General features: G+C 43.6%; 20 protein-coding genes. 12 read left to right on the forward strand and 8 right to left on the reverse strand.

Annotated features, from left to right (window positions below; genetic code table 11):
• The first annotated feature begins 151 nt into the window (after positions 1-151).
• From pilV (K6Y31_RS17165) to K6Y31_RS17225, 12 genes are all read left to right on the forward strand, one after another.
• Positions 152-736, forward strand: a complete 585-nt coding sequence (gene pilV / locus K6Y31_RS17165; protein ID WP_233054159.1) for a type IV pilus modification protein PilV — start codon at positions 152-154, stop codon at positions 734-736.
• Positions 729-1,736 carry a PilW family protein gene (locus K6Y31_RS17170; RefSeq protein WP_233054160.1) on the forward strand — a complete coding sequence of 336 codons (1,008 nt, stop codon included), beginning with the start codon at positions 729-731 and terminating at the stop codon, positions 1,734-1,736. The genes pilV (K6Y31_RS17165) and K6Y31_RS17170 overlap by 8 nt, the downstream gene beginning before the upstream one ends.
• Positions 1,737-1,740: 4 nt before the next feature.
• Positions 1,741-2,196, forward strand: a complete 456-nt coding sequence (locus tag K6Y31_RS17175; RefSeq protein ID WP_233054161.1) for a hypothetical protein — start codon at positions 1,741-1,743, stop codon at positions 2,194-2,196.
• A gap of 102 nt (positions 2,197-2,298) precedes the next feature.
• On the forward strand, positions 2,299-5,661 hold the full coding sequence (locus K6Y31_RS17180) for a pilus assembly protein (protein WP_233054162.1): 3,363 nt from the start codon (positions 2,299-2,301) through the stop codon (positions 5,659-5,661).
• Between the two features lie 14 nt (positions 5,662-5,675).
• Complete coding sequence (locus tag K6Y31_RS17185; RefSeq protein ID WP_233054163.1) at positions 5,676-6,080, forward strand: type IV pilin protein; 405 nt, start codon at positions 5,676-5,678, stop codon at positions 6,078-6,080.
• Positions 6,061-6,408: a TapY2 family type IVa secretion system protein gene (locus tag K6Y31_RS17190; protein ID WP_233054164.1), complete on the forward strand. Its 348-nt coding sequence runs from the start codon at positions 6,061-6,063 to the stop codon at positions 6,406-6,408. The genes K6Y31_RS17185 and K6Y31_RS17190 overlap by 20 nt, the downstream gene beginning before the upstream one ends.
• Positions 6,409-6,746: 338 nt before the next feature.
• Positions 6,747-7,340, forward strand: a complete 594-nt coding sequence (gene pilV / locus K6Y31_RS17195) for a type IV pilus modification protein PilV (RefSeq protein WP_233054165.1) — start codon at positions 6,747-6,749, stop codon at positions 7,338-7,340.
• On the forward strand, positions 7,333-8,334 hold the full coding sequence (locus K6Y31_RS17200; RefSeq protein ID WP_282560199.1) for a PilW family protein: 1,002 nt from the start codon (positions 7,333-7,335) through the stop codon (positions 8,332-8,334). The genes pilV (K6Y31_RS17195) and K6Y31_RS17200 overlap by 8 nt, the downstream gene beginning before the upstream one ends.
• A gap of 11 nt (positions 8,335-8,345) precedes the next feature.
• Positions 8,346-8,792 (forward strand): PilX N-terminal domain-containing pilus assembly protein, encoded by a 447-nt coding sequence (locus K6Y31_RS17205; RefSeq protein ID WP_233054167.1) that lies wholly within the window; start codon positions 8,346-8,348, stop codon positions 8,790-8,792.
• Between the two features lie 101 nt (positions 8,793-8,893).
• Positions 8,894-12,262, forward strand: a complete 3,369-nt coding sequence (locus K6Y31_RS17210; protein WP_233054168.1) for a pilus assembly protein — start codon at positions 8,894-8,896, stop codon at positions 12,260-12,262.
• A 1-nt stretch (position 12,263) separates the two neighbouring features.
• The gene (locus K6Y31_RS17220; protein ID WP_282560197.1) at positions 12,264-12,671 is read left to right on the forward strand and encodes a type IV pilin protein; all 408 of its coding nucleotides are present in this window, start codon (positions 12,264-12,266) and stop codon (positions 12,669-12,671) included.
• Positions 12,652-12,996 (forward strand): hypothetical protein, encoded by a 345-nt coding sequence (locus tag K6Y31_RS17225; protein WP_233054169.1) that lies wholly within the window; start codon positions 12,652-12,654, stop codon positions 12,994-12,996. The genes K6Y31_RS17220 and K6Y31_RS17225 overlap by 20 nt, the downstream gene beginning before the upstream one ends.
• Positions 12,997-13,250: 254 nt before the next feature.
• On the opposite strand, the gene K6Y31_RS17230 is transcribed toward K6Y31_RS17225, so the two are convergent.
• The 8 genes from K6Y31_RS17230 to K6Y31_RS17265 all read right to left on the reverse strand — a co-directional run.
• On the reverse strand, positions 13,251-13,772 hold the full coding sequence (locus K6Y31_RS17230; RefSeq protein ID WP_233054170.1) for a GspH/FimT family pseudopilin: 522 nt from the start codon (positions 13,770-13,772) through the stop codon (positions 13,251-13,253).
• Positions 13,773-13,915: 143 nt separating this feature from the next.
• Complete coding sequence (locus tag K6Y31_RS17235) at positions 13,916-14,635, reverse strand: SIMPL domain-containing protein (protein WP_233054171.1); 720 nt, start codon at positions 14,633-14,635, stop codon at positions 13,916-13,918.
• Positions 14,636-14,693: 58 nt separating this feature from the next.
• Positions 14,694-16,637, reverse strand: coding sequence for an EAL domain-containing protein (locus K6Y31_RS17240; protein WP_233054172.1), 1,944 nt, complete (start codon positions 16,635-16,637; stop codon positions 14,694-14,696).
• Between the two features lie 9 nt (positions 16,638-16,646).
• Positions 16,647-17,363: a transglutaminase-like cysteine peptidase gene (locus tag K6Y31_RS17245; RefSeq protein ID WP_233054173.1), complete on the reverse strand. Its 717-nt coding sequence runs from the start codon at positions 17,361-17,363 to the stop codon at positions 16,647-16,649.
• A gap of 12 nt (positions 17,364-17,375) precedes the next feature.
• Entirely contained in the window at positions 17,376-18,689 is a 1,314-nt protein-coding gene (locus K6Y31_RS17250; protein ID WP_233054174.1) for a TolC family outer membrane protein, read from the reverse strand.
• Between the two features lie 27 nt (positions 18,690-18,716).
• Complete coding sequence (locus K6Y31_RS17255; protein ID WP_233054175.1) at positions 18,717-20,117, reverse strand: HlyD family type I secretion periplasmic adaptor subunit; 1,401 nt, start codon at positions 20,115-20,117, stop codon at positions 18,717-18,719.
• Complete coding sequence (locus K6Y31_RS17260) at positions 20,110-22,287, reverse strand: type I secretion system permease/ATPase (protein WP_233054176.1); 2,178 nt, start codon at positions 22,285-22,287, stop codon at positions 20,110-20,112. The genes K6Y31_RS17255 and K6Y31_RS17260 overlap by 8 nt, the downstream gene beginning before the upstream one ends.
• A 93-nt stretch (positions 22,288-22,380) precedes the next feature.
• A partial coding sequence (locus K6Y31_RS17265; RefSeq protein ID WP_233054177.1) for a beta strand repeat-containing protein occupies positions 22,381-26,612 on the reverse strand: 4,232 nt, incomplete at its 5' end.

The raw sequence follows: 26,612 nt of genomic DNA on the forward strand, positions 1-26,612 counted from the left end.
TGACATATCTCTCAGCCCGAAAAATACTCCTTTAACTATTAATTTTTAATTGATATAAAACACGGCAGCAAGGATTGCTAAGAATTGACGTTTTTGTCGAGCAGCGGATCGCTCAGTCATTTATTAAATTTTTAGTATCAGGTAACTCAACATGAGCCATACGATCCTCTGCCGACATAAAACTAGTTCCCAGCTGGGTTTTAGCTTAATCGAAACCATGATCACCTTATTCGTGCTCACCACTGGCTTACTTGGCGTAGCTGCCTCTCAAGGTATCGCTAAAAAGTCTGCTTACGAGTCCAATCAACGCACGATCGCTAGCTTTATCGCCATGGATATCGCAGAGCGCCTGCGCCTTAATCGTCAAGAATTAATTGCTTCCCCAGATCGATATGCTGTTGATAGCGTAGTGTCATCAGCTTCATCTATCACAAATCCAAGCTGCACCGCTTGCGGACAAATTCAGCAGCGAGAGAAAGATCTCTTACACTGGGCAGGCCTTCTACAAGGACAACAAGTCGTTCAAGACAGTCGCGCTGTTGGCGGTCTCAAGCAAGCTGACGCCTGTATAGATTACGATACCAACAATGGCAAAGTGCTTATTGTGGTCAGCTGGACCGGTAGGCAGTCCCTTATTGATGGCGCCACTGATCGAAATAGCTTTGAGAAAAAATGTGGTACCTCCAGTAAAGAGCGTCGTCAACTAATACTGCGGACGCTAGTTAAAAATGCATAATACTCCAACTCAAAAACAACAAGCTGGCTATGGTTTAATCGAATGGATGATTGGCATCAGCATTGGCCTTTTTTTGATTGCAGGTCTCTCTGCGGTATTCGTTCACTCAAGAGTGGGCGCACAAAGCACCAACCAAATGGGCGAGCTACAAGAAACGGGCAGAGTCGCGTTGCAGTTGTTAACCCAAGACTTACGACAAGTTGGTTTTTGGGGGTTGGCCACCGCTAATCTGGTTACACGATACAATGCCGTGCAAAGTAACGAGGTAATCGTGCCTAAGCTAGCGAGTAGCAAAGATTGTATTGATGATTTAGGCAATGGCTCTTTTCCACAAAACAGTGTGCAGTTTAGACAGTTTTGGTCGTTTGAGTTGCCAGCTAATAGCAGCCTAAGCTTTATGCGCTGCCTGATTGATGATGACGCCAATACCCAATTGAGCAAAGAAACCGACGTGATTACCATTAAACGCCTGCTGGGCCAATCAATGTCCATACCCAGTGCCGGCTTAACCACCGCAACCGCACCATTTTTTTTCAAAGCAAATAATACCAAGGCAATGATTTTCAAAGGTAATGCAGCTGCCCCTTCAGAGCCGACTCTAACCGACAGTGAAACCTGGCAATTTCTTCACCATGTTTATTACCTAGACCGCCAACTTTCGACCAATACGCCTAACTTGCGCAGGCTGACTTTAAACACATCAGGTATGACATTAGAGCCAGTCTTACTTTCAGGCATTGAAAATATGCAGTTGCAATACATCGTCGAAAATGCAGCCGGTAAAACCAGCTTTCAAACCAGCGCACAGCCCAGTGATAAAGTCATAGGTGCCCAGCTGTTTGTGTTGGTTAGAGCGTTAGATCAAAGTCATGGCTATGTAAATAATAATAGCTACCAACTGGGTGATAAGACCGTTCAAGTCAATGACAATTATCGCCGTTTACTAGTGTCAACCTCAGTAACCTTTAATAACCCAGTATGGCTCAGCCAAGGAATTTAAAACCATGAAAAGCCCCCATACTCAACGAGGAATTTCATTATTTATTAGTATGTTAATGCTGGCATTGTTGTCAGCCTTAACCACCTTATTGATGGCCAATGCCAGCTTAGATTTAAAAATGGCGGGGGCAGCCGCGTTAAAAATTGATGCAGATCAGCAGCTAGAAGGGGCAATTGAAGAGTTACTGGCAAAAGATGATAGCGCGCTAAAATTTGCCAGCGCCATCAAGGGCAGTCAATTTACCTTAACCCACATTAGCGGCGTGAGCTCGGCAGTTGCTCAAGTACAAGATCAGCCCAGCTGCGCACGAAGTCGAAAACCGAGCTCAGATGACATTTTTGCTTGTCGCTATTTGCACACAAAATTAAACCGTGATTATGGCCGAGCCAAAACTGGCAGCGGCCGCTTAGGCCATAACAGTGCAGGCTTAGGCATAGAGCAAAAAACCCTTAAGAACTAAAAGCTAAACACGCCTTCCTAGGATGGGAAAGTGATGCGGTAATAACCGCAACACGCATAGGACGCATTAATTTAATTTCCAAAAAACATGGAAAGGACACTAATGTACAGGTTCAAATTATTACTGCCCTTTGGCGCTCTTTTGTGCGCGAATGCCCTTGCTGATGATACTGAGTTATATATCGCCGATATTTCTGCGCAAAATGGTCTGCGCCCACAAGTTATGATTATATTCGATAACTCTGGCAGCATGCGTGATTCAGAAATGCTTACCAAAGAGGCCTTCGATCCCAATAAAGATTATGGCGAATCAGGGCAACAAAAGATCTACTGGGGCGGTGCTGGACAAAAGGTGCCCAAACTAAACAGTCGTAATCAATTCGACAGCAACAAAAATAATTGTCAATCAGCTGTTGACCCATTAGCAAAAAATGGCAAGTACACCGGTAATCTAAGAAGATGGAATAGTAAAAACCAAACTTGGCTACGCCTTAACAAGAGCAAAGGGGAGTATTTTGATTGTCGCGAAGATGTCGATAAAAACCAAGTTTTAAACCCTGGCTCTCAAGTTGACGGGTTTCCAATCAATGACATAAAAACCGGCTATCAAGCTACCAAGGGAAGTAGTGTTTTTAAAGGCTCTGATGGTATTACGCTTTATACCGAAAAATACCTCACTTGGTATCATCAACCCGATACCGTCACTAAAAGCCGCTTAAGTATCGCCCAAGACGCAATTTCCGATCTGGTCAAATCCACCCCTTCGGTTAACTTTGGTTTAACGGTATTTAACTACAATGACAGTTATGACACTCGTAACGGTGGCCGCGTCGTTCGTGCCATTAACGATATGACAGCGCAAGATAGAGCGGACTTTAGTCGTGTCATTAATAGCCAGTCAGCCCAAGGCAACACCCCTTTGTGTGAATCACTCTATGAAGTCTATCGGTACTTTGCAGGTAAAACGGTTTACTTTGGTGATGATGATGCCAACTATGGCAGTTACTTAGCCAATAAACCGCCAAGAGATAGCAATGCTGAAGCGCCGCAGGGTACCTATAAATCCCCCTATAAAACCTGTCAGGATAAAGCTTACATTATCTTAATGACCGATGGTCAACCGACTCAAGATAATATGGCTAACCATTTAATCGCTAATTTAACAGGCGCGAGTGCGTGGAATTACAGTTACTTACCAGCACTAGCAAAGCACCTCAATACAAAAGACATCAACAATACGAAAGCAGGTACGCAAACAGTGTCCACCTTCACCATTGGCTTTGGTGAAGCAGCAACCACTCAAGCTGGGGCATTATTATTAGAAACCGCGACCCAAGGCGGCGGTGAATACTACCCCGCTACCGATGCAAAAGCACTGCAACAAGCCTTTCAAGAAACGATCATTAAAATTCTCGACCAATCTTCTAGCTTTAACGCACCTGCCGTTTCAGCCACAAGTTTTGATCGCACCCAGCATCAAAACAACGTGTATTACTCGATGTTTATGCCAAGTAAAAAGCAGCGCTGGCGTGGCAATATTAAAAAGCTCACTATTGATAACAAAGGCATTTTACGAGACGCCAACAACCTGCCGGCTATTTCGGCCAATGGTTATATCAGTGAAGATTCATCTACCGGTTGGGGCGGCGTTAATGATGGTAACTCGGTTAGTCAAGGTGGCGTAGCCGCAGCAATAGCCAAGCAAACCAGTCGTAAAGTTTACACTAATATTCAAGGTGCGCTGGTTGAACTAAACAAGCAAAACATCAAAACATTCTTTAATGCTGCCAGCGACGATGCGCTAGCGGCTGAACTTGGGATAGATGCGACCAATCTCAATACACATTTAAATTGGCTGCTCGGCTACGATGTGCATGATGTTAACGGCAACAATAGCATTGCCGACTACCGCGCTGATATCTTTGCCGATCCACTGCATTCAAAGCCCACCGCCATCGTTTATCCAAGTGGTAATGACACCACTCGCTTAATGGTCGGCACCAATGCAGGCTTTGTTCATTTCTTTCATGACAAAGGCCAAACAGTAACCGAAGATTGGGCTTTTATTCCAGCCGAACTACTTAGCCATGGCTTAGCATTAATGGATGACAAAGACGCAGCGACTCATCCTTATGGAATGGATGGCACGGCCACGGTGTTTGACGTAAGCAAAGGGCCAAGTCGACAGTTAATTGCAGTAATGGGCATGCGCCGCGGTGGTAAAAGCTATTACGCCTTTGATATTACCAAGCCAACATCGCCAACATTACTTTGGAAAATTGGTAAATCAGACAGCCAATTTACCGAGTTAGGCCAAACGTGGTCAAAAGCTAAATCGGGCTGGCTTAACGTCTCTGGCGACACTATCCCAGTATTTATTTTTGGCGCAGGTTATGACGTTAATAAAGATAGCTGCAGCGGTGCAGACAACTGTAAAGATACTGAAGGCCGTGGCATTTTCATTGTTAATGCTAAGACAGGACAGCATATCTGGTCTAATAATGTGGCTTGCAATGCCACTGACGCGCACTGTATGCAGCACAGTATACCCAGCGAAATAGCCACCTTAGACAGCAATAGTGATGGCATTGTTGACCGCTTATACGCTGGTGATACAGGCGGCAACCTGTGGCGAATCGACTTAAAAGGCGATTCACCGAAGGCTTGGAGTACTATCAAGCTAGCAAAACTCAGTGACGACACTAGCAAAGGTGATCGCCGCATTTTCACTCCCCCCACTATTGCTCGTAGCTTGATCCAAAAAGTGATTAAGGTAGATAAAAACTATCAAGTTTACGATCAAGCCGTTGATATGGTATTGGTCGGCACGGGTAACCGCGCAAAGCCCGCCTCTGACATCAGTAATCAAGATACGTTTGTAATGATCAAAGACACCCACATTTTACCCACTACTTTTGGCAGTGGTGGTGTAGAAAAGCCCACCCCAATTGCATTCGACGATTTATTTAATATCACCAGTAATCCCATCGAGAGTAGTACCGATTTAATGCTCTCTCGTGCCAACTTAAGCAGTCATTCAGGCTGGCGTTATGAGTTTAAAGGCAATGGTGAAAAATCGCTGGGCGGCGCTTTGGTGCTCGCTGGCACGGTTTACTTTAGCTCGTTTTCGCCTAATGCGACCTCAAACTTACAATGTGGGATTGGCGATCTAGGCCTTGGCAAACTTTATGCTGTTAATCTATTTGATGGCACCAATACGCATACTTGGCGCGAAAAAGAAATTGGTAATCAAGTGCCTGATACCATCGTGGCGCATTCAGGTAAAGATGAGCAAGGCCAATCTGTGATCCGCTTACTTGGCGTTGGCCAAGGAGAGCAAATATCGGTCATTATCCCAGAAGATCCCAACAACAGTACTGAAGCGCAAGATGTGAATACTGGCACCCAGTCCACCGAGGCCAACATGAAGCCAAATCGGATCTACAGCTATTTTGAAGAATTATAAAGAGGAATAAGTACGTGAGAAATCAGCAAGGGTTTACCCTTATTGAAATAATGATCACGGTAGCAATCGTCGGCATACTAGCAGCGATAGCCTACCCTAGTTACATGCAATATGTACTGACAAGCAGCCGAGCTCAAGCGACGACCGAGCTAACTGAAATTGCTAATTTGCAAGAGCAGTATTACCTCGATCATAATCGTTATGCCGCCAGCCTAGACCAGCTAGGCTATACCAGCAGCGCCATTACAACGGAAAATGGCCGATTTAATATCAAGGTAAGCTCAACCGACCGCGAAATTGATTTTACTGTAACGGCAAAAGCCATTGGCCAACAATTAAAGGATACGACGTGCTTAACTTTCACGCTCAATTATCAGCAGAAAAAAGAGGCAACATCAAATGATTGCTGGAAAAAATAACCCTAAACACTATCGTCTCAGCATGGCGCTGCTCTTAGGAGCAAGCCTAATACTGGGCCAAGCGCAAGCGCAAAAGCCATTACAAGAATACCGCTGTGCCATGATCTTGGCTGACAATGAACCTTACATTGGTCATTACCAATATCAATCAGAATATAAATCAACCGATAAAATGCAAAAAAGCATGGCAGAAAAAGCCGGCGAATCAATCTTTCAAGCAGACGGGACAACTTTAATCGCAGTAAAAAAAGTACTTGAATGCGCGCATTCAGGTCAGAGCTTTACCTCTGACGCAGCAAAATCAGTAGAGCAAGGTTTTGATTATTAACAGTTTCTAGCAAGTAGCACAGGGCTCTATTGAGGTTTAGCGATGAACCTGAAGTCATTACGAGGCCAAATAGAAGCAAAACAAGGTTGTTAATGTGCTTTTCCCCTCTTTTTGAGGGGATTTTTTCTCTCCAATTTTTTCCAGCCGCAATCATTGTCTATCGCGACAGAATTAAAAATAAATAAACCAAAAAATCAAATACCTAACAAAAAAAACCACATTAAAGACAATCGTTGTAAAAGATCCTGACAGCAAGAAAAAAAATCGCAGATATACTTAAGCAATGGATTGGTTAGTTTATTTATTAATTTATTGCCTAACAAACAAGGAGGCTAGTAGTGATAGTGACAAACTGGCTTCAACGCCCCTCAATGAAGGGAGTATTTGTTCGCGGCTTTAGTTTAATTGAAGCGATGATCACACTGTTTATATTAACCACCGGGTTATTGGGTGTTGCTGCATCCCAAGGCATCGCTAAAAAATCAGCTTTTGAATCTCAACAGCGCACCCTTGCTAGCTTTATCGCCATGGACATCGCAGAGCGGATCCACCTCAATCGCACTGAATTTATCAACACGCCGGATCTTTATGCCGTTAACAGTGTCATTGAAACCGCGAAGACGCTAACTCTACCTAAATGCTCCAGCTGCTCAGCCAGCGATCGCCGCACTATCGACCTGATTCACTGGCAAGATTTACTCAAAGGAACGCAAGTTAGCGACAACGCTCGCTCTATTGGTGGCCTCGCTAAGGCAGATGCTTGTATCGGTTACGAAACCACATCTGGCCTAGTCACTATCATTATTAGCTGGCAAAGCCGACAACAACTTGAAGATGGCGCAAATACAACTATGACGTTAGCCAAGAACTGTGGCGCAGAAAGCAAAGAGCGCCGCCAAATCACGATTACAACGTTGGTCAGAAATGCGTAGCACAAGGCTAAAGCAACGAGGATTCGGCATCATCGAATGGATGATAGGAATGACTATCGGGCTATTTCTAATTGGCGGGATCACCGCTGTATTTGTTCAATCTCGCGCCGGCTCGCAAAATACCAATCAAATGGGTGAACTACAGGAAACAGGACGAATTGCACTGCAATTAATTAGCCAAGATCTTAGACAAGTCGGATTTTGGGGAGTAGCCACCTCGAACGTAATGACAAGGTTAAATGCAACCATCAACAATGAAGTTATCACCCCGACGCTTAGTAGTGGTAGTGATTGCACTGACGATTTAGGTGGCGGCTCTTTCCCCGAAGACAGCATTCAATTTCGACAATTTTGGTCATTTGAAATCCCTCAATTGTCGAGCCTGAACTATATGCGTTGTATTATTGATGACGATCCTGACTCACAGCTCAAACGTGGTACCGATGTAATTGCACTTAAGCGCTTAATGGGGAAACGAGAACCCATTCCAGCAGCGGGTACCGTAACTGCAGATAGCCCTTATTTATTAGTGGGTAGCCATAGTAAGGCCGTTATTTTTGCATCCGGCTCAACCCCACCAAGCGATCCGTCTTTTACGGGTAGTGATGCTTGGCAATACTTACACCATGTTTATTTCTTAGATCGCTCTCTCAGCACTAACACCCCTCGACTGCGCCGGATGAGCCTTAATAACAGCGGCATGACTTTGGAGCCTATTTTGCTATCTGGCGTTGAGGACATGCAATTGCTCTATATCGTAGAAGAAGCCAATGGTAATACTAACTATCAGACCTCAGCATTATCAAACGACAAAGTCATTGGCGTTGAAGTGTTTATTCTGGTTAGAGCACTGGAAGAAAGTAAACGTTATTTGAATCAAAACACCTACACCCTTGCGGATAAAACAATCACAGTGAACGATAATTTTAGACGCTTATTGGTATCCAGCGTGATTAGCTTTAGTAATCCAATGTGGCTAGATAAGGCAATCTAATGGAGGCAAAAATGAAATTTCAGCAAGGCATTGCACTTTTTATCAGCATCATTTTACTGCTTCTATTATCAGGATTAACCACCTTGCTAATGTCCAATGCCAGTTTAGATCTCAAAATGGCTGGTGCCAGTGCACAGCGAATCGATGCCGACCAGCAATTAGAGGGCGCTATTGGTGAAATATTAACAAATACTAATGCTAGCCAACAATTTGCTACCGCGGCACTCGATACCCAGTTTGAAGTAAAGCACATTAAAAACATTAGTACTTCTGTTGTGGCCATAAATGAGCAACCTAGTTGCGCTCGAAGCAAAGACCCAAGCTCGGTCGGCTTATTCTCTTGTCGCTATCTAGACACTCGGCTATCAAAGCAATATGGCCGCGCCAAAATAGGTGGTGGCCATCAAGGTGAAAATGCAGCGGGGTTAGGCGTAGAACAAAAGTTATTGAAAAAATAAACCACACTTATTCGGGATGAATAAGCATGGATAAACACACTGTTTACGCGCCGTTATGGATCATTGGCACACAGCAGTATGTAGCTAGAATAGGATGACCCATGGTAAAGCAAATTTTAATCGCCGCAGCCCTCACCGGAGTGAGCATGGCTATTCTTGCGGATGACACTGAGCTCTATATTGCAGATGTTTCCGCGCAAAATGGGTTAAGACCGCAAGTAATGATTATCTTTGATAATTCCGGCAGTATGCGTAACACCGAACTATTGACCAAAGAGCCTTTTGATCCAACGGCCAGCTATGGCGAGCCTAACAGCGGTAAAATATATTGGGCTCAAGCCGGTGATGGGGTTCCTAGCACAAGTGATAACAACTACTTTTTAGCGACCAAAAACAACTGCCAGTCGTCTATCGCCCCCCTAACTTCAGCAGGTAAGTACACCGGTAATATGCGCCGTTGGTATGCAAAAAAACGAACTTGGCGAACACTTTCCTCAGATAATGGAACATGGTTCGACTGCCGTGAAGATGTCGACTACAAAATCACCAGCAACCCAGCCAGTGGTGTTGAAGGTTACCCAAGAAATGGTTCAAATAACCCTTATAGTAGCAATACCAGCACCGATATATTTCGCGGTAACGATGGCGTGACCCTTTACACTGAAAAATACCTGTATTGGCACTATCAAAATAATACCATTAAAAAAAGCCGCTTGGCGATAGCGCAGGATGCCATCTCTGAGCTGGTGAAATCCACGCCTTCGGTTAATTTTGGCCTAACGGTTTTTAATTACAATGCGTCGGATGGCACCCGTAATGGCGGCCGAGTTGTCCGCGCCCTCAGTAATATGACCGAGCAAGATAGGGCCAGCTTTAGTAATACGATAAATGCACAGCAAGCAATGGGGAATACCCCTCTGTGCGAGTCTTTATATGAAGTTTATCGCTACTTTGCTGGACTCGGTGTGTACTTTGGTGATGATGACTATGATTACGGCTACTACCTAGCAAATAAACCGCCAAGAGATCTAAATGCAGAGAGCCCAGAGGGAACTTATGCCTCGCCATATAAAACCTGTCAGGATAAAGCGTATGTCATTTTAATGACAGACGGTGAGCCAACTCAAGACGGTAAAGCTAACTCACTGATTTATAGTCTTACTAATGGTAACGCATCGTATTCTAGCTATATGCCAGCACTGGCAAAATACATGAATAACAATGACATTAATCTCAATAAAACGGGTAAGCAAATCATCTCAACCTACACCATAGGTTTTGGCGATGGCGCCACCTCTGGCGCAGGAGGCTTATTACTTGAAACCGCGAAGCAAGGCGGAGGTGAATACTTCCCAGCGACCGATGCGGCAGACTTACAGCAAGCTTTTCAAGAAACCATCATTAAAATACTCGATCAATCTTCAAGCTTTAATGCCCCCGCAGTATCAGCTACGAGTTTTGACCGCACGCAACATCAAAACACTATTTATTACTCGATGTTTATGCCCAGTAAAAAACAGCGCTGGCGCGGCAACATTAAAAAGCTCACCATAGACAATAAAGGCGTGCTACGTGATGCTAGTAATGCAGCAGCCATAGACGACAACGGCAATATTCGAGAAGGCGCATCAACCGCTTGGGGCGGAGTTAATGATGGTAACTCAGTGACTCAAGGGGGGGTTGCAGATGCCATCGCCGCACAAAGCTCTCGAACACTTTATACCAATAGTGGCAACAGCTTAATTACCCTGTCACTTGATAGTATAAAAAGCCACTTTGAAGCGAGCACCAATCTAGCCTTAGCCACTGAACTTGGCACCGACGAAATAGGTTTAACTCGACAAATAAACTGGCTGATGGGTTTAGACGTTGATGATATTGATGACGATGGTGATACCAGTGACTATCGCAACGATATTTTTGCGGATCCACTTCACTCAAAACCGACCGCTATTACTTATCCATCGGGTGATAACAGCAATACTCGATTATTAGTAGGAACCAATGCGGGTTTTGTTCATTTCTTCTATGACAAAGGCGATACTGTCACCGAAGAGTGGGCGTTTATCCCAGACGAACTCATCAGCCATGGGCTATCACTGATTAAAAATATTGATGCCCCTGAGCACCCCTACGGCATGGATGGCAGCGCGGCTGTGATGGAGATAACCAATGGTGCTGAAAAACAAATAATCGCTATCATCGGTATGCGCAGGGGAGGAAGAAGCTATTACACATTTGATCTCACCACCCCCACCTCTCCTCGCCTGTTGTGGAAAGTTTCAAATAGTTCCGCTGGCTTTGAAGAGCTCGGGCAAACTTGGTCAAAACCACAATCTGGTTTCCTTCCTATCGATGGCAAAGTAACACCCGTGTTTGTTTTTGGCGCCGGTTATGACACTAACCAAGATACTTGTAGTAAAAGCTCTGCCAACGATTGCAGCGATAGCCAAGGCCGCGGGGTATTTGTAGTAAACGCACAAACAGGTAAAAAAATCTGGTCAGCCAATATTAGCTGTGACAGCAGTGACCCGCACTGTGTGCAACACAGCATGCCAGCTGAAGTAACGGCTTTTGACAGCGATGATGATGGCTATTTAGACCGCATTTACAGCGGCGATACGGGTGGAAACATTTGGCGTATTGATATGGTTGGAGAGCCCAGTAACTGGACCCATTTGAAACTGGCGAGCTTGAGTGACGCCGGCGCTAAAGGCGACCGAAGAATATTTAACGCGCCGACCGTCGCGCGAACCTTAATTCAAAAAGTCGTTGCTGTTGATGACAATTATCAAGTATTCGATCAGGCTATTGATATGGTGCTAGTTGGCACGGGGAACAGAGCAAAACCCTCCTCAGATTTAAGCAATCAAGATACCTTTGTCATGGTCAAAGATAGCTACATCCTTCCTACCCTATTTGGCAGTGGCAAGGTAACAAAACCGGCCCCAGTCTCATTCACCGATCTGTTTAATATAACCGATAACCCTATCGCAACCAGTACCGATTTAATGTTATCGCGCGCTAATCTAAGCAGTCATGCCGGCTGGCGCTATGAGTTTGGTAATACTGGCGAGAAATCACTCGGCGGTGCGCTGGTTATTGCCGGGACGGTTTACTTTACTTCCTTTTCACCCAATGCTTCAGCTAACTTAGAATGCGGTATTGGCGAGCTTGGGCTTGGCAAGCTCTATGCGGTGAGTTTATTTGATGGCACTGATCGGCACAGTTGGCGTGACAAAGAAATTGGTAACCGCGTGCCCGACACATTAGTGGTTCATTCAGGTACCAATCAAGAGGGCAAGTCAGAGTTACGCTTACTCGGTGTCGGGCAAGGTGAACAGGTCAATGTTGTCGTTGGCGATAATCCTGGAGAAAACGCAGAAACAGAGACCGTCAACAGTGGCTCACAAACTACTAATGCCACCATGAACCCAAAACGCATTTATAGTTTCTTTGAGGAGCAATAACTTGATCAGCCATAAACTCCGGGGCTTTACATTAATCGAGGTAATGATAACGGTCGCTATCGTCGGTATTTTAGCTGCTATCGCCTACCCTAGCTACATGCAGTACATCCTCACCAGTAATCGTAGCCAGGCGACAGTTGAGTTGACAGAGATTGCTAACTTACAAGAACAGTACTACCTCGACCACAATCAGTATGCCAATGACCTGAGCTTGCTTGGTTACCCGAGTGCGAGCATTGAAACACAAGGCGGCAGCTATAAGGTGAAGCTAAGCAGTACAGATAGGCAGATAGATTTCACTGTTACCGCTACCGCAATCAACCGCCAAGCGCAGGACACCCATTGCGCAAGCTTTACCCTAAATCACCAACAAATAAAAGGAGCTACTCATGATGACTGCTGGCAATAGTCGCCCTTTAGCCGCGCTTATTGGAGCCCTTTTCTTCATCACCCCTAATGTCACTTACGGGCAAGAATCGATGGCGAAGCAAGACTATAAGTGCGCCTTGATACTTGAAAATGGCGAATCATATTTAGGCCACTTTTCTTACTTTTCCGATTATCCCTCAGACGATAGAATGCAGCAGGATATAAAAAAAGCGAATATTAGAACGGTATATGACACCGATGGCAAAACATCCATTGACATCAGTAAATGGGTTGAGTGCGTAGGCAAGGCAAGTAGCTTTCAAAGCAAAGCAGCCCAAACTATAGAGCAAGCCTTTGATCAATAGTTCGTGCAACTGATGGTCATTAAAGCTAAGACTAACAATACCTTAGTGATTTAGCTCTAATAAAAAGCGACTTGTGAAATAGTTCTGCTTAAACGTGTTGTAGCCAAATAAAGTATGTTTTTACGGAAAAATTCGTTTTCAGGGGTGAAAACGCAAAGCATATAGGGACATATTTACCGCGTTTTGGCGGGAAAACATACTATTTTGCTTATCTCGAATTCCGGTTAAGTTATTGAGAGGGGTGATCATTGGCGTTAACCACTGCACTTTGAAATCGCGCTTTTATCTGCCACTTTAGCTCTGCCTGAACTACTAATAACGACCCCTTTTTTAACGCTTTCCTTGTCATCGCAATAATAGAGAATAGCCGAGCCTGAAACATTTCTGGTTAACCCATCGGCGCCAAAACGGACGCTTTTTTGTGCAAAACTAACTTGGTCACTCTCATGAAATGCACTGCCCGATTTAAGTAACGTTTCTCCAGTGTCTAGCTTATCGTTTTCATTAGTATCAATAAACACATCAACCCCTTTACTCCATTCAGCAGTGCAAGCCGAGCCGCCAGCCAGTGGGCAAACCGCAACAGTGGTCATATTATTCACCGCTTGATTTCGCGCATACATTAAATCTCGAGCGATGCCATTGACAGCACTAAAAGCACGCGAGTCTGCAGAAAGGGAGGCAAAATTAGGGGCAGCAATCATGAGCATAATGCCTGCTATTGCAACAACGGTGAGCACTTCAACTAAGGTAAAACCATGATTCTTTTTTAACATAACAGACCTAAATAACAATTATTAGAAAATAATATGCAACAAATCCATGTTGCTCATTCAGTCCGTTAGTGACACATGAAAAGTGTGTAATATTTGTGTCAAATAATACACACTCCTCACTTAAAACGCCTTATCAATGATCATTATAGGTCACAGTTTGCGCTTTTTACGTTTAAGGTAAAAACAACCTGTATCTCATCGCTGACTGTTAATTCATCATGAAGATAACCACCCGTTGGGGCACTGTCCATTAACATGGCTGATTTAGCACGAATAACGGGCACATTGTTACGCTGTTGGTAATTAATTTGATAGATAGGCCCTAAAGTGGCGTCAAACGACTTAGCTAACATAGCCGCCTTTTCTTTAGCATTTTCAATCGCTAATTGACGAGCTTGCGTTGCAAGGGCGGTATTATCTTGCATCACAAATCGTATGTTATTAACTTGCTGCAACTCTTGGCTTAATATCAGGTCAAGTAATTGACTTAATTTGTCTAGATCCGTCAGTGACACCGATAAATTACGCGACGCCTTATAACCAACTAGAACGGGTTTGCCTTTGCCTTGCTCTGGGTACTCATATTCAGGGTGAGTGTAGAGGGTTTGGGCTACAATTTGTTTTTCAGTCAAGCCTAGCTCTTTAGCTGCAGCACGAATAAATTGTTCAACGCGTTTGTCTAATGCTTGTTTTGCCTGTAACCCATCAGAATGGGTCACCTCTGCACTCACTTCGATCACCGCCATGTCTGGATTGGCTTTAACTTCAGCAAAACCAGTAGTGATGACATGTGGGCCATCGGGTAATTGCTCAGCAAATAACGAGGAACTAAATAAACAAAGTGAAATAATAATTGCGCGCATGTTTGATACTCCAATAATTAATATACCGGTTTGTTAACCCATTTCTGATAAAAAGGGGTTAGCTTTCTATATCAATTTTTTCTAGTTTCATTGGGGGTGAGATAAAGCCTTGGTAGGCATCAATATGCAAACCTGACAATAGATCTAGTTTGATCTGATTCTCAACTCGCGTGGCAATAGTGAGAATATTTAACTTAGTAGCAGCCTGACAAACCGCTTCTAAAAACTCACTATCACCTTTGATCTCATTTACTTGGTTGGTATAGCTGTGATCAACCTTAACGTAACTAGGCCGTAACTGCTCCAGATAATTCAGAGACTGAAAGTGACGACCATATTGATCGATACCAAAACAAAAACCAGCCTCTTTTATAGTTTGTATCAAAGGGGCTACTTCTTCGGTATGAGCGACAAAAACAGTTTCTGGTAACTCTAAAAAAACTTTATGCTTTAGATCCTGGTTTTGCGCTAAAAAGCGGCCAAGCCATTCATGAAAGTCACTATCTACACATGAAGTCAGCGTTAAGTTTACGGCTATCGATTGATAGGCGGAAAAATTAAGCTGCAGGGGAAGTTTTTTAAGCACATACTGGTCAAACAAGCATCCTAATTTAAAGTGCTCTATCGCGGGCATAAACTGACCCGCAAAATAGGTATGTTCTTCTTTTACTATGTAGGTAAACAGTTCTGCATGTAATACATGCTGATCGACCTTACTCAATACCGGCTGTGCCTTAAAGTAAAATAAGTCTTGATGAATGGCCTCTTGCACTAAATGTTTCCAACCCACACGGCCTAAATTGTACTGTTCGCTGCACTCAATAAGATGAATAGGCGTATCTCGCTGTGAGCGAGCAATTTGCAAGGCATTGTCAGCTCGGCTGAGTAGCTCTGTCACCGACTCATTTTGGGTTCGCTGTACTAAACCAATATAAGAAATAGATGGCGCCGCATCCATCGGGCTCACTACCAACTCTGACACAGCCCACTGCATACGTTGTGCTATAGCCAGCAACTGGTCTTTCTCCTGTCCCGGTAACAGACAGGCAAATTCATTAACCGACAACCGCGCTACAACAAAACTGTCATCAGTGCTTAGTGCCTCAATTAACGCCGCTGCACACAGACTAACAAGTTGATTCCTGCCCTCTTCACCCTGCTCTAAGTAAACATCATCTAATACATCTAATGATAATAAGGCCAACCCCCCACTGCCCGATTCATCTATCCATGCTTTGGCTTGCCCCATAAAATAAGCACGATTACCTAACCCTGAAACCTCATCACGATAAATTTTGTCACGGATGCTTTCAGCCACCTCTGCTTGCTGTTGAAACTGCAAGTTAATTGTGGAGCTCATCTCGTTCAACGCTTTGGCAACACCTTCCAATTCTTGTGCATGAGGAACTGAGATCGGTTCAACTAAGTGATGATGCTGTAAATCTTCAGCCCCATGGCTAAGATCTTCTAATGGCTTTAGTAAACGCTTTATTAATGTGCACGCAAGTAATACAGCAAAAATATAAATAAGTAACAGCCAAGTGACTAATTGTTTGGCTTGTTGCCACAATAAGCCATAAAGTGGTGCAGTTGATGACTCGAGAGAGAGCTCTAATTCACCGATAGCAGAATCTGAAATGGGTAAGGATTGCGATAAAACGGGAACACGAAATAGCGCCTTAAACCATGCTGGAGCACTGTCCACAATATTTGTGTTATCAATGCTCAATACTACTTGTCCTTGGCTATTTATAAGCGCAGCGCGAGCAATGCCTTGCTGCAGCAATTGTTCAGTTAAGATATATTTAGCACCTTTTAGCTGAGGCTCAAATAAGACTGGCTGCAAATCATTACTTATCTGATCAGAAAGTTGTACAAACTGGCGTGATTCATTCGCTAAGTACTCGCCTTTAATGGCCGAAAACGCATAGTAAAACGCTAAGCAAAGTACTAACGTAAAAATAAAAAACACAGCAAGACTTAATTGTTTATACAGAGTCATGATGATCCTTTAATCAAAGCTAAGTAAGGGTAAATTCATACGATTGTTTTTCAAGCCACCACGCAGTTCATTCCAACTTTTCAACCTCGAAGCCTTGCCCGCTAACTGACCTCGACCCTTCTCCTTCATTAGCCACAAATTTTTACCATTGAAACTATAAACAGGGGCCAAATCTTTTCTTTGATTGGCCGGTTTAATATCAGCATCCAAATTATCTAGAATAAGTGGCATCGCAGCAGGCTCAGGGTAATAGGCCACTACCATATGAAACTGATTTAAACTTAGCGCTTTAACATAGACCAAGCGCAGCTTTTCCTCCGCGATCCCGAGTTCGGTTAAGGTAAAATATTTTGCGATGCTAAAGTCTTCACAATCCCCACCTGCAACGCCCAAAAACTCAACTGGCGTAGCCCAGTAATCCGTTTTGCCCCATAGCTTAATATCGTCAACAAAGTGTAGCTGGTTAAAAAACGCGTTTACCTCAGCTAATTTTTGCTGCTCGCTACTGCCTTGCTGTTCATTCACCAATGCTCGCCAAGCCTTAACTCGCTTTACGGCCCGTTCACTCTGGTAAACAGAAAACACTTTTTTAAATAAAGCGGCTTCGTTAACCGATGCTCCAGCGAAAACAGAACAAACCGTCGAAAAAATCAAGAAAACAGCAAACAAAAAAGGCGCATTTCCCCTTACAAATTTAGAGGTAAATACGCCTTTAAGCCAATCCATGCTGTGACTAAATTACTGAATATCGCGTAACTGTTGACGCCAATCTTCTGGTGGAGCGATACGTAATGAAGCGAGCAGACTGCCCATTGAATTAAGAATTCTATAGTTAGCTTCCATCACTTCATAGCGCGTGGCAATCAAGTCTTTCTTCGCTTCAAACAACTCTGTTTCTGTATTGAGCACATCTAATAAAGTACGTTTACCTAAATTAAACTGCTTACCATAAGCGTTACGAGTTTGTTCACTGGCAACAACGTGCTTTTCTAAAAAGCGCTGTTGTTGTTCTAAGAAACGCTTGGCGTCCCAAGATAACCGAGCACCTTGATGAAGATCGCGTAATGTTCCTTCACTGATATGTTTTGCTTCGTTCACCTGGAATGCTGTTTCATCTACATAAGCTTGGTCTTTACCGCCATTAAACAGGTTGTAGCGCATACGCACCATACCTACTAACTCATCATTGCGACCCAAGGTACCATCGGCATCTTCTAAGAAGTTGCTTTCAACTTCAAGAGCTACCTCTGGGTAGTACTTAGATTTAGCCACTTCATGTTGTGCATTGGCTGCGTAAATATCTTGTCGAGAAGATTTTAAACGCGGGTGATTGTCCATCGCACGTTGCACAATATCGGCAAATGAGTTCGGTACACTTGAAAAGTCTGGCTGTGGAACCTCTAAGTTTTCTGGGTACTCATTCACTAAACGTAAATATTGTGTTTCCGCATCAGACAGATTGTTTTCTGCGTTCATCATATTGGCATTCGAACGCGCTAAACGTGATTCTATTTGCGATAAATCAGAAGTAGAGCCAATGCCAGAGTCGGTACGTTTCTTAATGTCTGTATATATTTTTTGGTGTATCTCTAAGTTTTGCTCAGCCAGCGATAACGTCTCACTGCTTTTTAATACATTCAAATAGGCCGTAATGGTCTTTAAAGAAATATCTTCTGCATCGGCTAATAACGCATATTGCTCAGCATTGGCTTCAAAAGCAGTACGGTCATACTCTGCTCCCGTAGCAAAACCATTAAACAAGATTTGTCTGAGACTAAGTCCTAGCTCTTTACGTGTATAAGTGGTGGTTTCAAAATTATCTCGGTCTGTACGCTCACGACCAATACCAGCATTAATATCAATGGTAGGCAAATAACCAGCAAAAGCGCCATCATTGGCTTTTTGGAAAGCACCAACGCGACTAAGCACTCGGTTAATTTCAGGGTTCGAGACTAAAGTCTTTGCCACGCTACTTTCGAGAGTTTCGGCATGCCCAGACGCTGAAATGATGAACCCCGCAGCCAATACTGTACTGAAAAACGTTTTTTTCATCTTAATAAATATCCCATTTAATTATGATTATCTTTCTCTTAAGGCTGATTGCTTTGCTCTTAAAATCGGCTTGAGTAAATAATCAAGCACACTTTTCTTACCTGTCATAACGTCCACACTCGCGAGCATTCCCGGAATAATCGGTAATTGACTGTCGCCTACCCCTATATTTCCTTGTTCAGTTCTTACTCGAATTAAGTAAAAACTATTACCCTCTTCGTCCATGATCGTATCTGCACTAATATGCTCTAACGTTCCTGATAAGCCACCATAAATAGCAAAATCATAGGCCGTTAACTTTACTACTGCGTGCAAACCAGGCCTTAAAAAGGCAATGTCTTTAGGTAAAATTTTTGCTTCCACTAACAAGTTATCTTCTAAAGGAACGATTTCCACTAAATCCATACCGGGTTTAATGACACCACCCAGCGTGTTGATATTAATTGTTTTAACCTTACCTTTAACAGGCGAAATAACATTGGTTCGTGAAACGCGATCTTTTAGTCCAACCTGAACTTCACTCAAAGAAGCCATTTTACCTTCAGCTTCATCTAATTGCTCTAAGACTTTACGACGATATTCTAACGCCATTTCACGTCGTTTACTGATAGTTTCTTTTATAGAAGACTTTATTTTTGGAATACTCAGCTTAGCGCTTTCTAGTTCGGATGCTGTATTGTTGAGATCGCGCTCTAATTGAATAATTTCAACCTCTGACACCACCCCTTCTTTTGCCAACGGCCGCGTTAAGTTTATTTCTTTACGCACTAGGCCATAGGCTCGCTGGAGGTGTTTTACCTTTGAATTAATTTCGACTAATTCTTGCTCTTTTTGTTGGATCTGTTGAGCCATAATCAGTAATTGGTTATTTAATCCTGCAATGCCTTGTTTATAACGCGCAGTTTCGGCCGATATTTGCATCGAATGCTGCTGCCTAAACTCTTCACTATATTCAAGTTCTACCATATCAATGCTCACTTGCTCTTGCCAAGGAACATTGTTGTCTTTCAATACCTTTACACTTTGCTGCTCTGCTTTTAAGCGGATAATATCACTGCTTAAGGTGAATACATTTTGCTCTTGTTCACGATAATCACTGCGAAACTTGGTATCGTCAATGCGCATCAAGGCTTGGCCTTGCTCTACAACATCACCTTCTTTAATGTAAATTTCACGTAGGATACCGCCTTCTAGGTTTTGCACAACCTGAACTTGCGAAGAAGGAATAATTTTTCCTGTACCTACGGTCACCTCATCTAGTTCAGCAAAGTAGGCCCAAACCAACGCAGATACAAAAAATAAGAACATAACCCAAAGTAACAAACGCGCTCTGAATGCGGTGTTTAATAAACTGGCTGAACTGGTTTCATCAACAAATTCAACATCATGCTTATTCGGCAATTTTTTGGGATTTTGTAGATTATCCATTACTCGCCTCCCGCATTGCACGCCCTGCAATCGTGACTCGCCCTTCTTTAAGGGCATTAAGCACTGCCTCTTTCGGGCCATCAGCAACGACTTTACCACTGTCCATCACAATCAGGCGGTCAACAATGTCGAGCATACTGGTTTTGTGGGTAATCAAAATCAATGTTTGATGCTTATCTAAACTGACTAACTGTTGTTTAATGTGCAGCTCAGAACGATTATCCATCGCACTGGTAGGCTCATCCATTACCAGTACATTGGGGTTGAGCAGTAATGATCGCGCGATAACCACAGATTGACGCTGCCCACCTGATAAAAAGCGTCCACACTCACCCACTTGACGGTCTAAACCATTGGGGTCGCGATCTGTAAATGCGGTAACGCCAGCACGATGGGCTGCTTTTAAGATTAAATCGTCAGACGTGAACGGCACACCTAAACAAATATTTTCTCTAATCGAACCAAAATACAAGGGGGAGTCTTGCAACACGCAGCCGATAGTACGGCGTAAATCGGCAGGGTGGATTTGATGTTGCTCGATACCATCAATATGGATACCGCCAGCAGTAGGACGATACAACCCCATTAATAGTTTTTGCAAGGTGGTTTTTCCTGAACCAATGCGGCCAATGATAGCGACCTTTTCACCAGCGCGAATGCTCAAATTGATATCAGAAAGCACATTGTTTTCTTGATCAGGATAGTTAAAGCAAACGCCTTGAAACTCGATGTCGCCACTCATTCGAGCGCGATGGATATAACGTTTGCCTTCTTCGGTTTCATCTGGCATTGCCATAATATTTTCTAAAATAGCTAGCCCAGATTTTGTTTGGGTATAACGCGTGATCAGTAACGATAACTGACTCAAAGGTCCCAGAGCTCGGCCACTCAACATAACCGCTGCGATCATCCCACCCATACTGAGCTCGCCATCTTTAATCAGGTACACCCCGTATACAATCAAACACACACTGAGCATTTGTTGTAAAAAAGAGGATAGACTGGAAACAGAGTTACTTAACTTACGGGTTTTAATGCTCCAGTTCGACATATGGGCAACCGCTTCTTCCCAGCGGTGTTGATATAATCCCTCCGCCCCCGTCACCTTAATGCCTTCAATACCATTAAGGCCTTCGACTAAGTTGGCATACTTCTGCGCAGCCAAGCGAGAGCCTTCATCAATGCTGCGTCGCAGCGGCAATTGAATAGCAAAACTATAGGCGAGCAAAATGAACAAGCAGGCGGCAGGAATGAAGACCATCGGCCCTGCAACTAACCAAATAACCGTTAACGTTAGAACCGCAAAAGGCACATCAACTAAAGCAGCCACCGTGGCACTGGTAAAAAAGTCTCGAACTGATTCAAATTCTTGTAAATGACGAGCAAACGCTCCTGTTGAAGCCGGCCGCGCCTCTAGGCGCATCCCCATCACTTTGGAAAATATTTTAGAAGACAATAAAATGTCAGACTTTTTCCCTGCAACGTCAATAAAATAACTGCGCATTTGTCGCATAATAAAGTCAAATACGAACACAATAGAAACGCCAATAGATAACACCCACAGAGAGTCAAATGCTAGGTTGGGTACAATGCGATCGTAAACGTTCATCACGAACAAAGGGCTAACCACAGCAAAAATATTAATCAGCAAGGAAGCAATTAATACATCACGATAAATAGGTAAAGAGCCACGAATCGTACTCCAAAACCAGTGACCATGGCCTGTTTCAATTAGCTTAGGGGTTCGCTTATCAAAACGATGTTGTGGCTTAATAAAAATAACTTGGTTTTGATAAAGGGCTTTGAGCTCTGCCAATTCAATCTCTGTTTCACCTTCCCCTGCTAATGGAAAAATCACTTTAGCAGTACTGCTTTCTTTATCGACCGACAACAATACACAGGCTTGGTTTTCATCAAGCACTAAAATACAGGGCAGTAATAAGGCTGAAATATCTTTCAATGCCATCGCACTGATCCGTGAGTTTAAGCCTCCTTTTTCAGCCGCACGACTCACTAAGCGCAGTGACAACTTGCCATCGATCATAGGAAGACCAGCCGTCAACACATCCCCAGAATGAGGCTCACCATAATGTTTAGTTAAAAAAACCAAACACTCTAATAATGGATCAACAAGTGGGTCATTGATTGGTTTATCACCTTGGTTTGGCACGTAGTTTTTGCATCCTTTGCTTGGTAGACAAAACCATCATGCCCTTTTTAAAAAAAGCATGATGGCTATTTCAGTGAAGAGAACAGCAAATAATTAGTCGATGATTAATTTACCATCTTGAATTAATTTTTGAATAAATTCACTGCCATTATCAATACCGGCACCAGCATCGTTGTAACTCACCCCCTCAAGAGTGATGGTCATGGTGTCTGTTGCTATACCTTTACCATCGGCATCAACAACAATATCAATACCACCATTAGCGTTTTCAGATACCGTTAAGTAATCATCGATAGTGTTTTGTGATTCACCTTGTAGTAAGTCGCTTAAGTTCAACTTATCACTATTAATATCAAAGTCGATAATCGTATCTTTAACCCCAGAATCCTGCTTAGTATTGTCTGTTTCTTTTACGATGTCTTCAGCAAAGAAGCGGAAAGTATCACTACCTTCGCCGCCGATTAAGATGTCATTACCTGAGTTACCGGCAATATCATCATCACCCGCGCCACCTTTGATAAGGTCATTACCTGAGCCACCACGAAGCACATCGTAACCCAAACCACCATCGATCATATCGTTACCGTCATTACCGTAAATATAATCGAAATGGGAAATAGGACGCTCAAGTGCATCTTGTGTGACGTTTGGATCATCTACTCCTTGGCTACCACCGTAGATGATATCATCACCAGCACCGCCATCAGCTATATCCACAATAGAACTAGACACAGAGCTGGTATGATATGCATCTAACTCAGATTGGTCTTTTAACGCTTCTTGATCAAGGAAAGCCTTAGTTGAAGCAGCATCAAGCTCTCGGAATCCATCGCCCAGATAGATGGTGTCAGAGCCAATTGAGCCCTTAACGTAATCATTGCCGCCTGATGAATCTATTAGCTGCTCTTCTTGAGTCGCAACTAAGCGTTCATCACGCGCACCAATGTTAATAAAAGTTCGAGTTCCATCAGCTTCTGTTCTGTATCCGTTATATCCACCTAGTTGTAACTGGAATTCTTTTGATCCGCTATCAGTCCCCGATACCGTTGTTATCTGATCATTACCGCTTTCTCCGGTCAAGGTTGACCCTGTAAAATCTCTCTGGGCAACATTGACAGTAACCACCGCAGTGTCTACTTCACCGCGACTATTGGTTACCGAGTATTCTATTTGCGCGGTTTCTTGCCCTTTGCCTGGCACATAAACTAGCTCACCATTAACAATATAAGCCTCGCCGCTACCAGTAATGACTTTAATGCCTGTAATGGTTATTTCGGTGTCGGTATCATTGGGATTTGAATCAGCAGGATTTACGTCATTATTTAATATATCAACATAAACTGGCTGACCAACAAAGGTACTAGCAGTATCATCAATGGCATCAAGCATTGGGTCAGTTACACCATTGATAGTGATGTTAAGTACCGCAGAAGATAGATCACCATTATCGTCAGTGATAGTATAAGTAAAGCTATCTAATAGTGTTTCACCTTCATTCAACGCTTGTACTTGTGCATTCTTATTGTTCAATATGTATTCATAAGCACCATCAGCATTTAACACTAGGCTACCAAAGCTGCCGACAATCGTTTGACTCGTCCCACCGCTAACATTGCCGTTTTGCGTCCCCGCAACAACACCGATAACGGGGTTTGTAACATCTTTACCGAACATATCATTAACCAACACGTTGCCGTTAATAATTGCACTGGGGTCATTATCAGGTTGACTAACTGCCTCATTGACTTGATCAGCATCAACATTGGCTACAGGAGTAGTGTCAATAACTGGGAATTTAACACTGATGTCAAAATCAGAACTCACTTTATCACCATCATTATCGACAATATTAACGATGATGTTGTCAGCAAAAGCGTCTGAATTGGCAGGTTTATCGCCCATAGTCACTACATATGAGTACTCACCTGTCGCAAAGTCAAATACTAACTCGCCGCCATTTTGCGTCCCAACCTTAACTTTAAGGTCTGTACCACTAGGTCTGTTAATCGTGTTGCCATCCACCTCGATGGATTCGATGTAACCACCATCCGCACCATAATTAATACCCGTTGATACGTTACCTAGAACCTTAGTATCGACATCGCCATTGACGACAGCTTTAACCGAATCTAATAGTACTGTCATCAAGCCATTTGCCGTGGTCACAATTTGTGTTGGCTCACTACCATCAGGTTTAGATGGATGCGAAACTATATCAAGATATTGTGATGGTACATTAGATCCGATACCAACTGCCTCAGCTTCAATGCCTTGCTCATTAACAAAAGCTTCCCAAGTTGGCTGGTAGCTAGTGATTTCACTCCTATCAGTATTAGAGCCGGGCTCCCCATCAGATAGAAAGTAAACCTTAGTTAAATCAGCAGCGCTTCCATCAGCCTTGGTTGGCGGATTAAAGCCGTCTACAAGTGCCTTAAGAGCATCATCATAATCTGTTCCACCACTCGCATTTAATTGGGCGAGAAATGATTTTGCCTCAGCAAGGTTTAACCAACCCGATTCTTTGTCTACTGTTGATTGGAAAGACACTATCTTAATATTGACATCACCGAGGTTGCTATAAGCATCGATAAGTTTAGATAAGCTTTGCTTAGCAATTTCTAGACGGCTGGTGCCTCCCCATTCAGCGTTACCTGAACTATCGCCTTCCATATCCCAACCCATAGAGCCAGATACATCTAGAACAAAGACCAAGTTTGTCGTTTGTTGAGTAAAATCAATTGGCTCAGGCGATACGATATTGGCAAAAGGCACATCATCTATAATATCAACATTGATAACAATTTCACTGGTAACGCCGTTAGCACCTTCAACTGTAACGGTGAATTGGTTAGCATCGTCGGCCAAGTTAGTGCCTTGCACACCAGCATGGTTAAAGTTATCTGTTAACTGATATTGGTACTGACCTGCATTTGCGCCAGTGGTTTCAATAGTGAGAACACCTTCAGCAGTCACAACGGTAATAACCCCTGTTACAGGGTCTAGCGTGCCGCCTGCAACAGACTTGATCGCAATGCCATCATCTAACCCTTGAAGAACATCCCCTCCAACTGAAATACCGATCCCAGGGTTGTTACCATTGGCCAGGCCAGCTTCGTTAACCACAATATTTTGATCACCAACTATAGGGGCATCATCATTAAGAATGGTTGTCGTCACGATACCAGAAGCGCTCCCCAAAGAGGTTGACTCAAGCGTAACACTGAATTGCTCATTATTTTCATAAACTGAGTCTTCTACCGTGCCAGCACTCAACGTGGCCACTACTGCGTTTGCTGTCAATGGCCCAGTTAGTGTCACTAAGTACACCCCTTTAGCTGCATCGAAGGTTAGGCCTGTTAGTCCAGTAAAATCTTCAGGGTTAAGCGCTGTGCCTTCGGTCATTTTGAGTTCAAGGGTGACGCTGATGCCAGCACCTACGCCTTTATCACCTAGTGAGATTTGATAGCTTGCAGCATCACCTTCATTTACCGAATTAGACGCTGTGCCATCTCCAGCAGTTAAGGTAAACCTTGGTAAATCATTATCACCACCGTTACTGCCATCATCGGTGATCGTTGTGATAACGGTATCACCAGAGTTAACTATGTTTTCAAATGCCGAATTAGTATCAACGATGCTTTCTATTGCAATGGTAAAAGATTCAGAAGCTTCATAGACATTGTCTTGTAATGTTTGGATATTGAATGTTGCCGAGCTTGCTGGCCCACTAATAATGACTGATTGCACACCGTTGAAATCTGAGCCATCGGCCGCTTGTCCGGTGTATGCTAAGTTAATCACAACTGATTTACCTGCTGGTACTGGCTCACTCAAGCTTACAACGTAGCCTTGAGCTTCACTACCTTCGCTCACCGTTGTTGGACCAGATAAGGATACAGTTACTGTATCTTCGGCGCCCGGAATTTCATCGCTGCCAGTTTGGTCATTGATGGTGGTTTCAACTACCGAGGTGCCTTTCACTAAGTTCTCGTAGCTGCCGCCTGTAGTGTTGCCCAATGACACGTTGAATTTCTCACCGCTGTCTGCAATGGCATCATCTAAGGTGTCAACCGTGAAGCTCGTTTCGGTCGTGTTCGCTTTGATCACTACCTCTTGGGTTTGTGCAATCACGTCACCGTTATCGGTGGTGATATGACCAGTGATCACTTGGACCGTTAAGTCTGTTGCAGGCGCGTTGTCCACACTCACGGTGTAAGTCGCGCTTTCCCCTTCAACCACAGTGCTTGCACCGCTTAAGGTCAAGGTGGTGGTGTCCTCGCTGCCCGGAATCTCATCGCTGCCAGTTTGGTCATTGATGGTGGTTT

Source organism: Motilimonas cestriensis (genome assembly GCF_021295315.1).
Taxonomy (GTDB): domain Bacteria; phylum Pseudomonadota; class Gammaproteobacteria; order Enterobacterales; family CBDFNC01; genus Motilimonas; species Motilimonas cestriensis.

What these genes read in the sequence shown, in the direction of transcription:
- pilV (WP_233054159.1), top strand. Translation starts at nt 152, where the DNA reads ATGAGCCATACGATCCTCTGCCGACATAAAACTAGTTCCCAGCTGGGT.
- K6Y31_RS17170 (WP_233054160.1), top strand. Translation starts at nt 729, where the DNA reads ATGCATAATACTCCAACTCAAAAACAACAAGCTGGCTATGGTTTAATC.
- K6Y31_RS17175 (WP_233054161.1), top strand. Translation starts at nt 1,741, where the DNA reads ATGAAAAGCCCCCATACTCAACGAGGAATTTCATTATTTATTAGTATG.
- K6Y31_RS17180 (WP_233054162.1), top strand. Translation starts at nt 2,299, where the DNA reads ATGTACAGGTTCAAATTATTACTGCCCTTTGGCGCTCTTTTGTGCGCG.
- K6Y31_RS17190 (WP_233054164.1), top strand. Translation starts at nt 6,061, where the DNA reads ATGATTGCTGGAAAAAATAACCCTAAACACTATCGTCTCAGCATGGCG.
- K6Y31_RS17200 (WP_282560199.1), top strand. Translation starts at nt 7,333, where the DNA reads ATGCGTAGCACAAGGCTAAAGCAACGAGGATTCGGCATCATCGAATGG.
- K6Y31_RS17205 (WP_233054167.1), top strand. Translation starts at nt 8,346, where the DNA reads ATGAAATTTCAGCAAGGCATTGCACTTTTTATCAGCATCATTTTACTG.
- K6Y31_RS17210 (WP_233054168.1), top strand. Translation starts at nt 8,894, where the DNA reads ATGGTAAAGCAAATTTTAATCGCCGCAGCCCTCACCGGAGTGAGCATG.
- K6Y31_RS17225 (WP_233054169.1), top strand. Translation starts at nt 12,652, where the DNA reads ATGATGACTGCTGGCAATAGTCGCCCTTTAGCCGCGCTTATTGGAGCC.
- K6Y31_RS17230 (WP_233054170.1), bottom strand. Translation starts at nt 13,772, where the DNA reads ATGTTAAAAAAGAATCATGGTTTTACCTTAGTTGAAGTGCTCACCGTT.
- K6Y31_RS17235 (WP_233054171.1), bottom strand. Translation starts at nt 14,635, where the DNA reads ATGCGCGCAATTATTATTTCACTTTGTTTATTTAGTTCCTCGTTATTT.
- K6Y31_RS17240 (WP_233054172.1), bottom strand. Translation starts at nt 16,637, where the DNA reads ATGACTCTGTATAAACAATTAAGTCTTGCTGTGTTTTTTATTTTTACG.
- K6Y31_RS17245 (WP_233054173.1), bottom strand. Translation starts at nt 17,363, where the DNA reads ATGGATTGGCTTAAAGGCGTATTTACCTCTAAATTTGTAAGGGGAAAT.
- K6Y31_RS17250 (WP_233054174.1), bottom strand. Translation starts at nt 18,689, where the DNA reads ATGAAAAAAACGTTTTTCAGTACAGTATTGGCTGCGGGGTTCATCATT.
- K6Y31_RS17255 (WP_233054175.1), bottom strand. Translation starts at nt 20,117, where the DNA reads ATGGATAATCTACAAAATCCCAAAAAATTGCCGAATAAGCATGATGTT.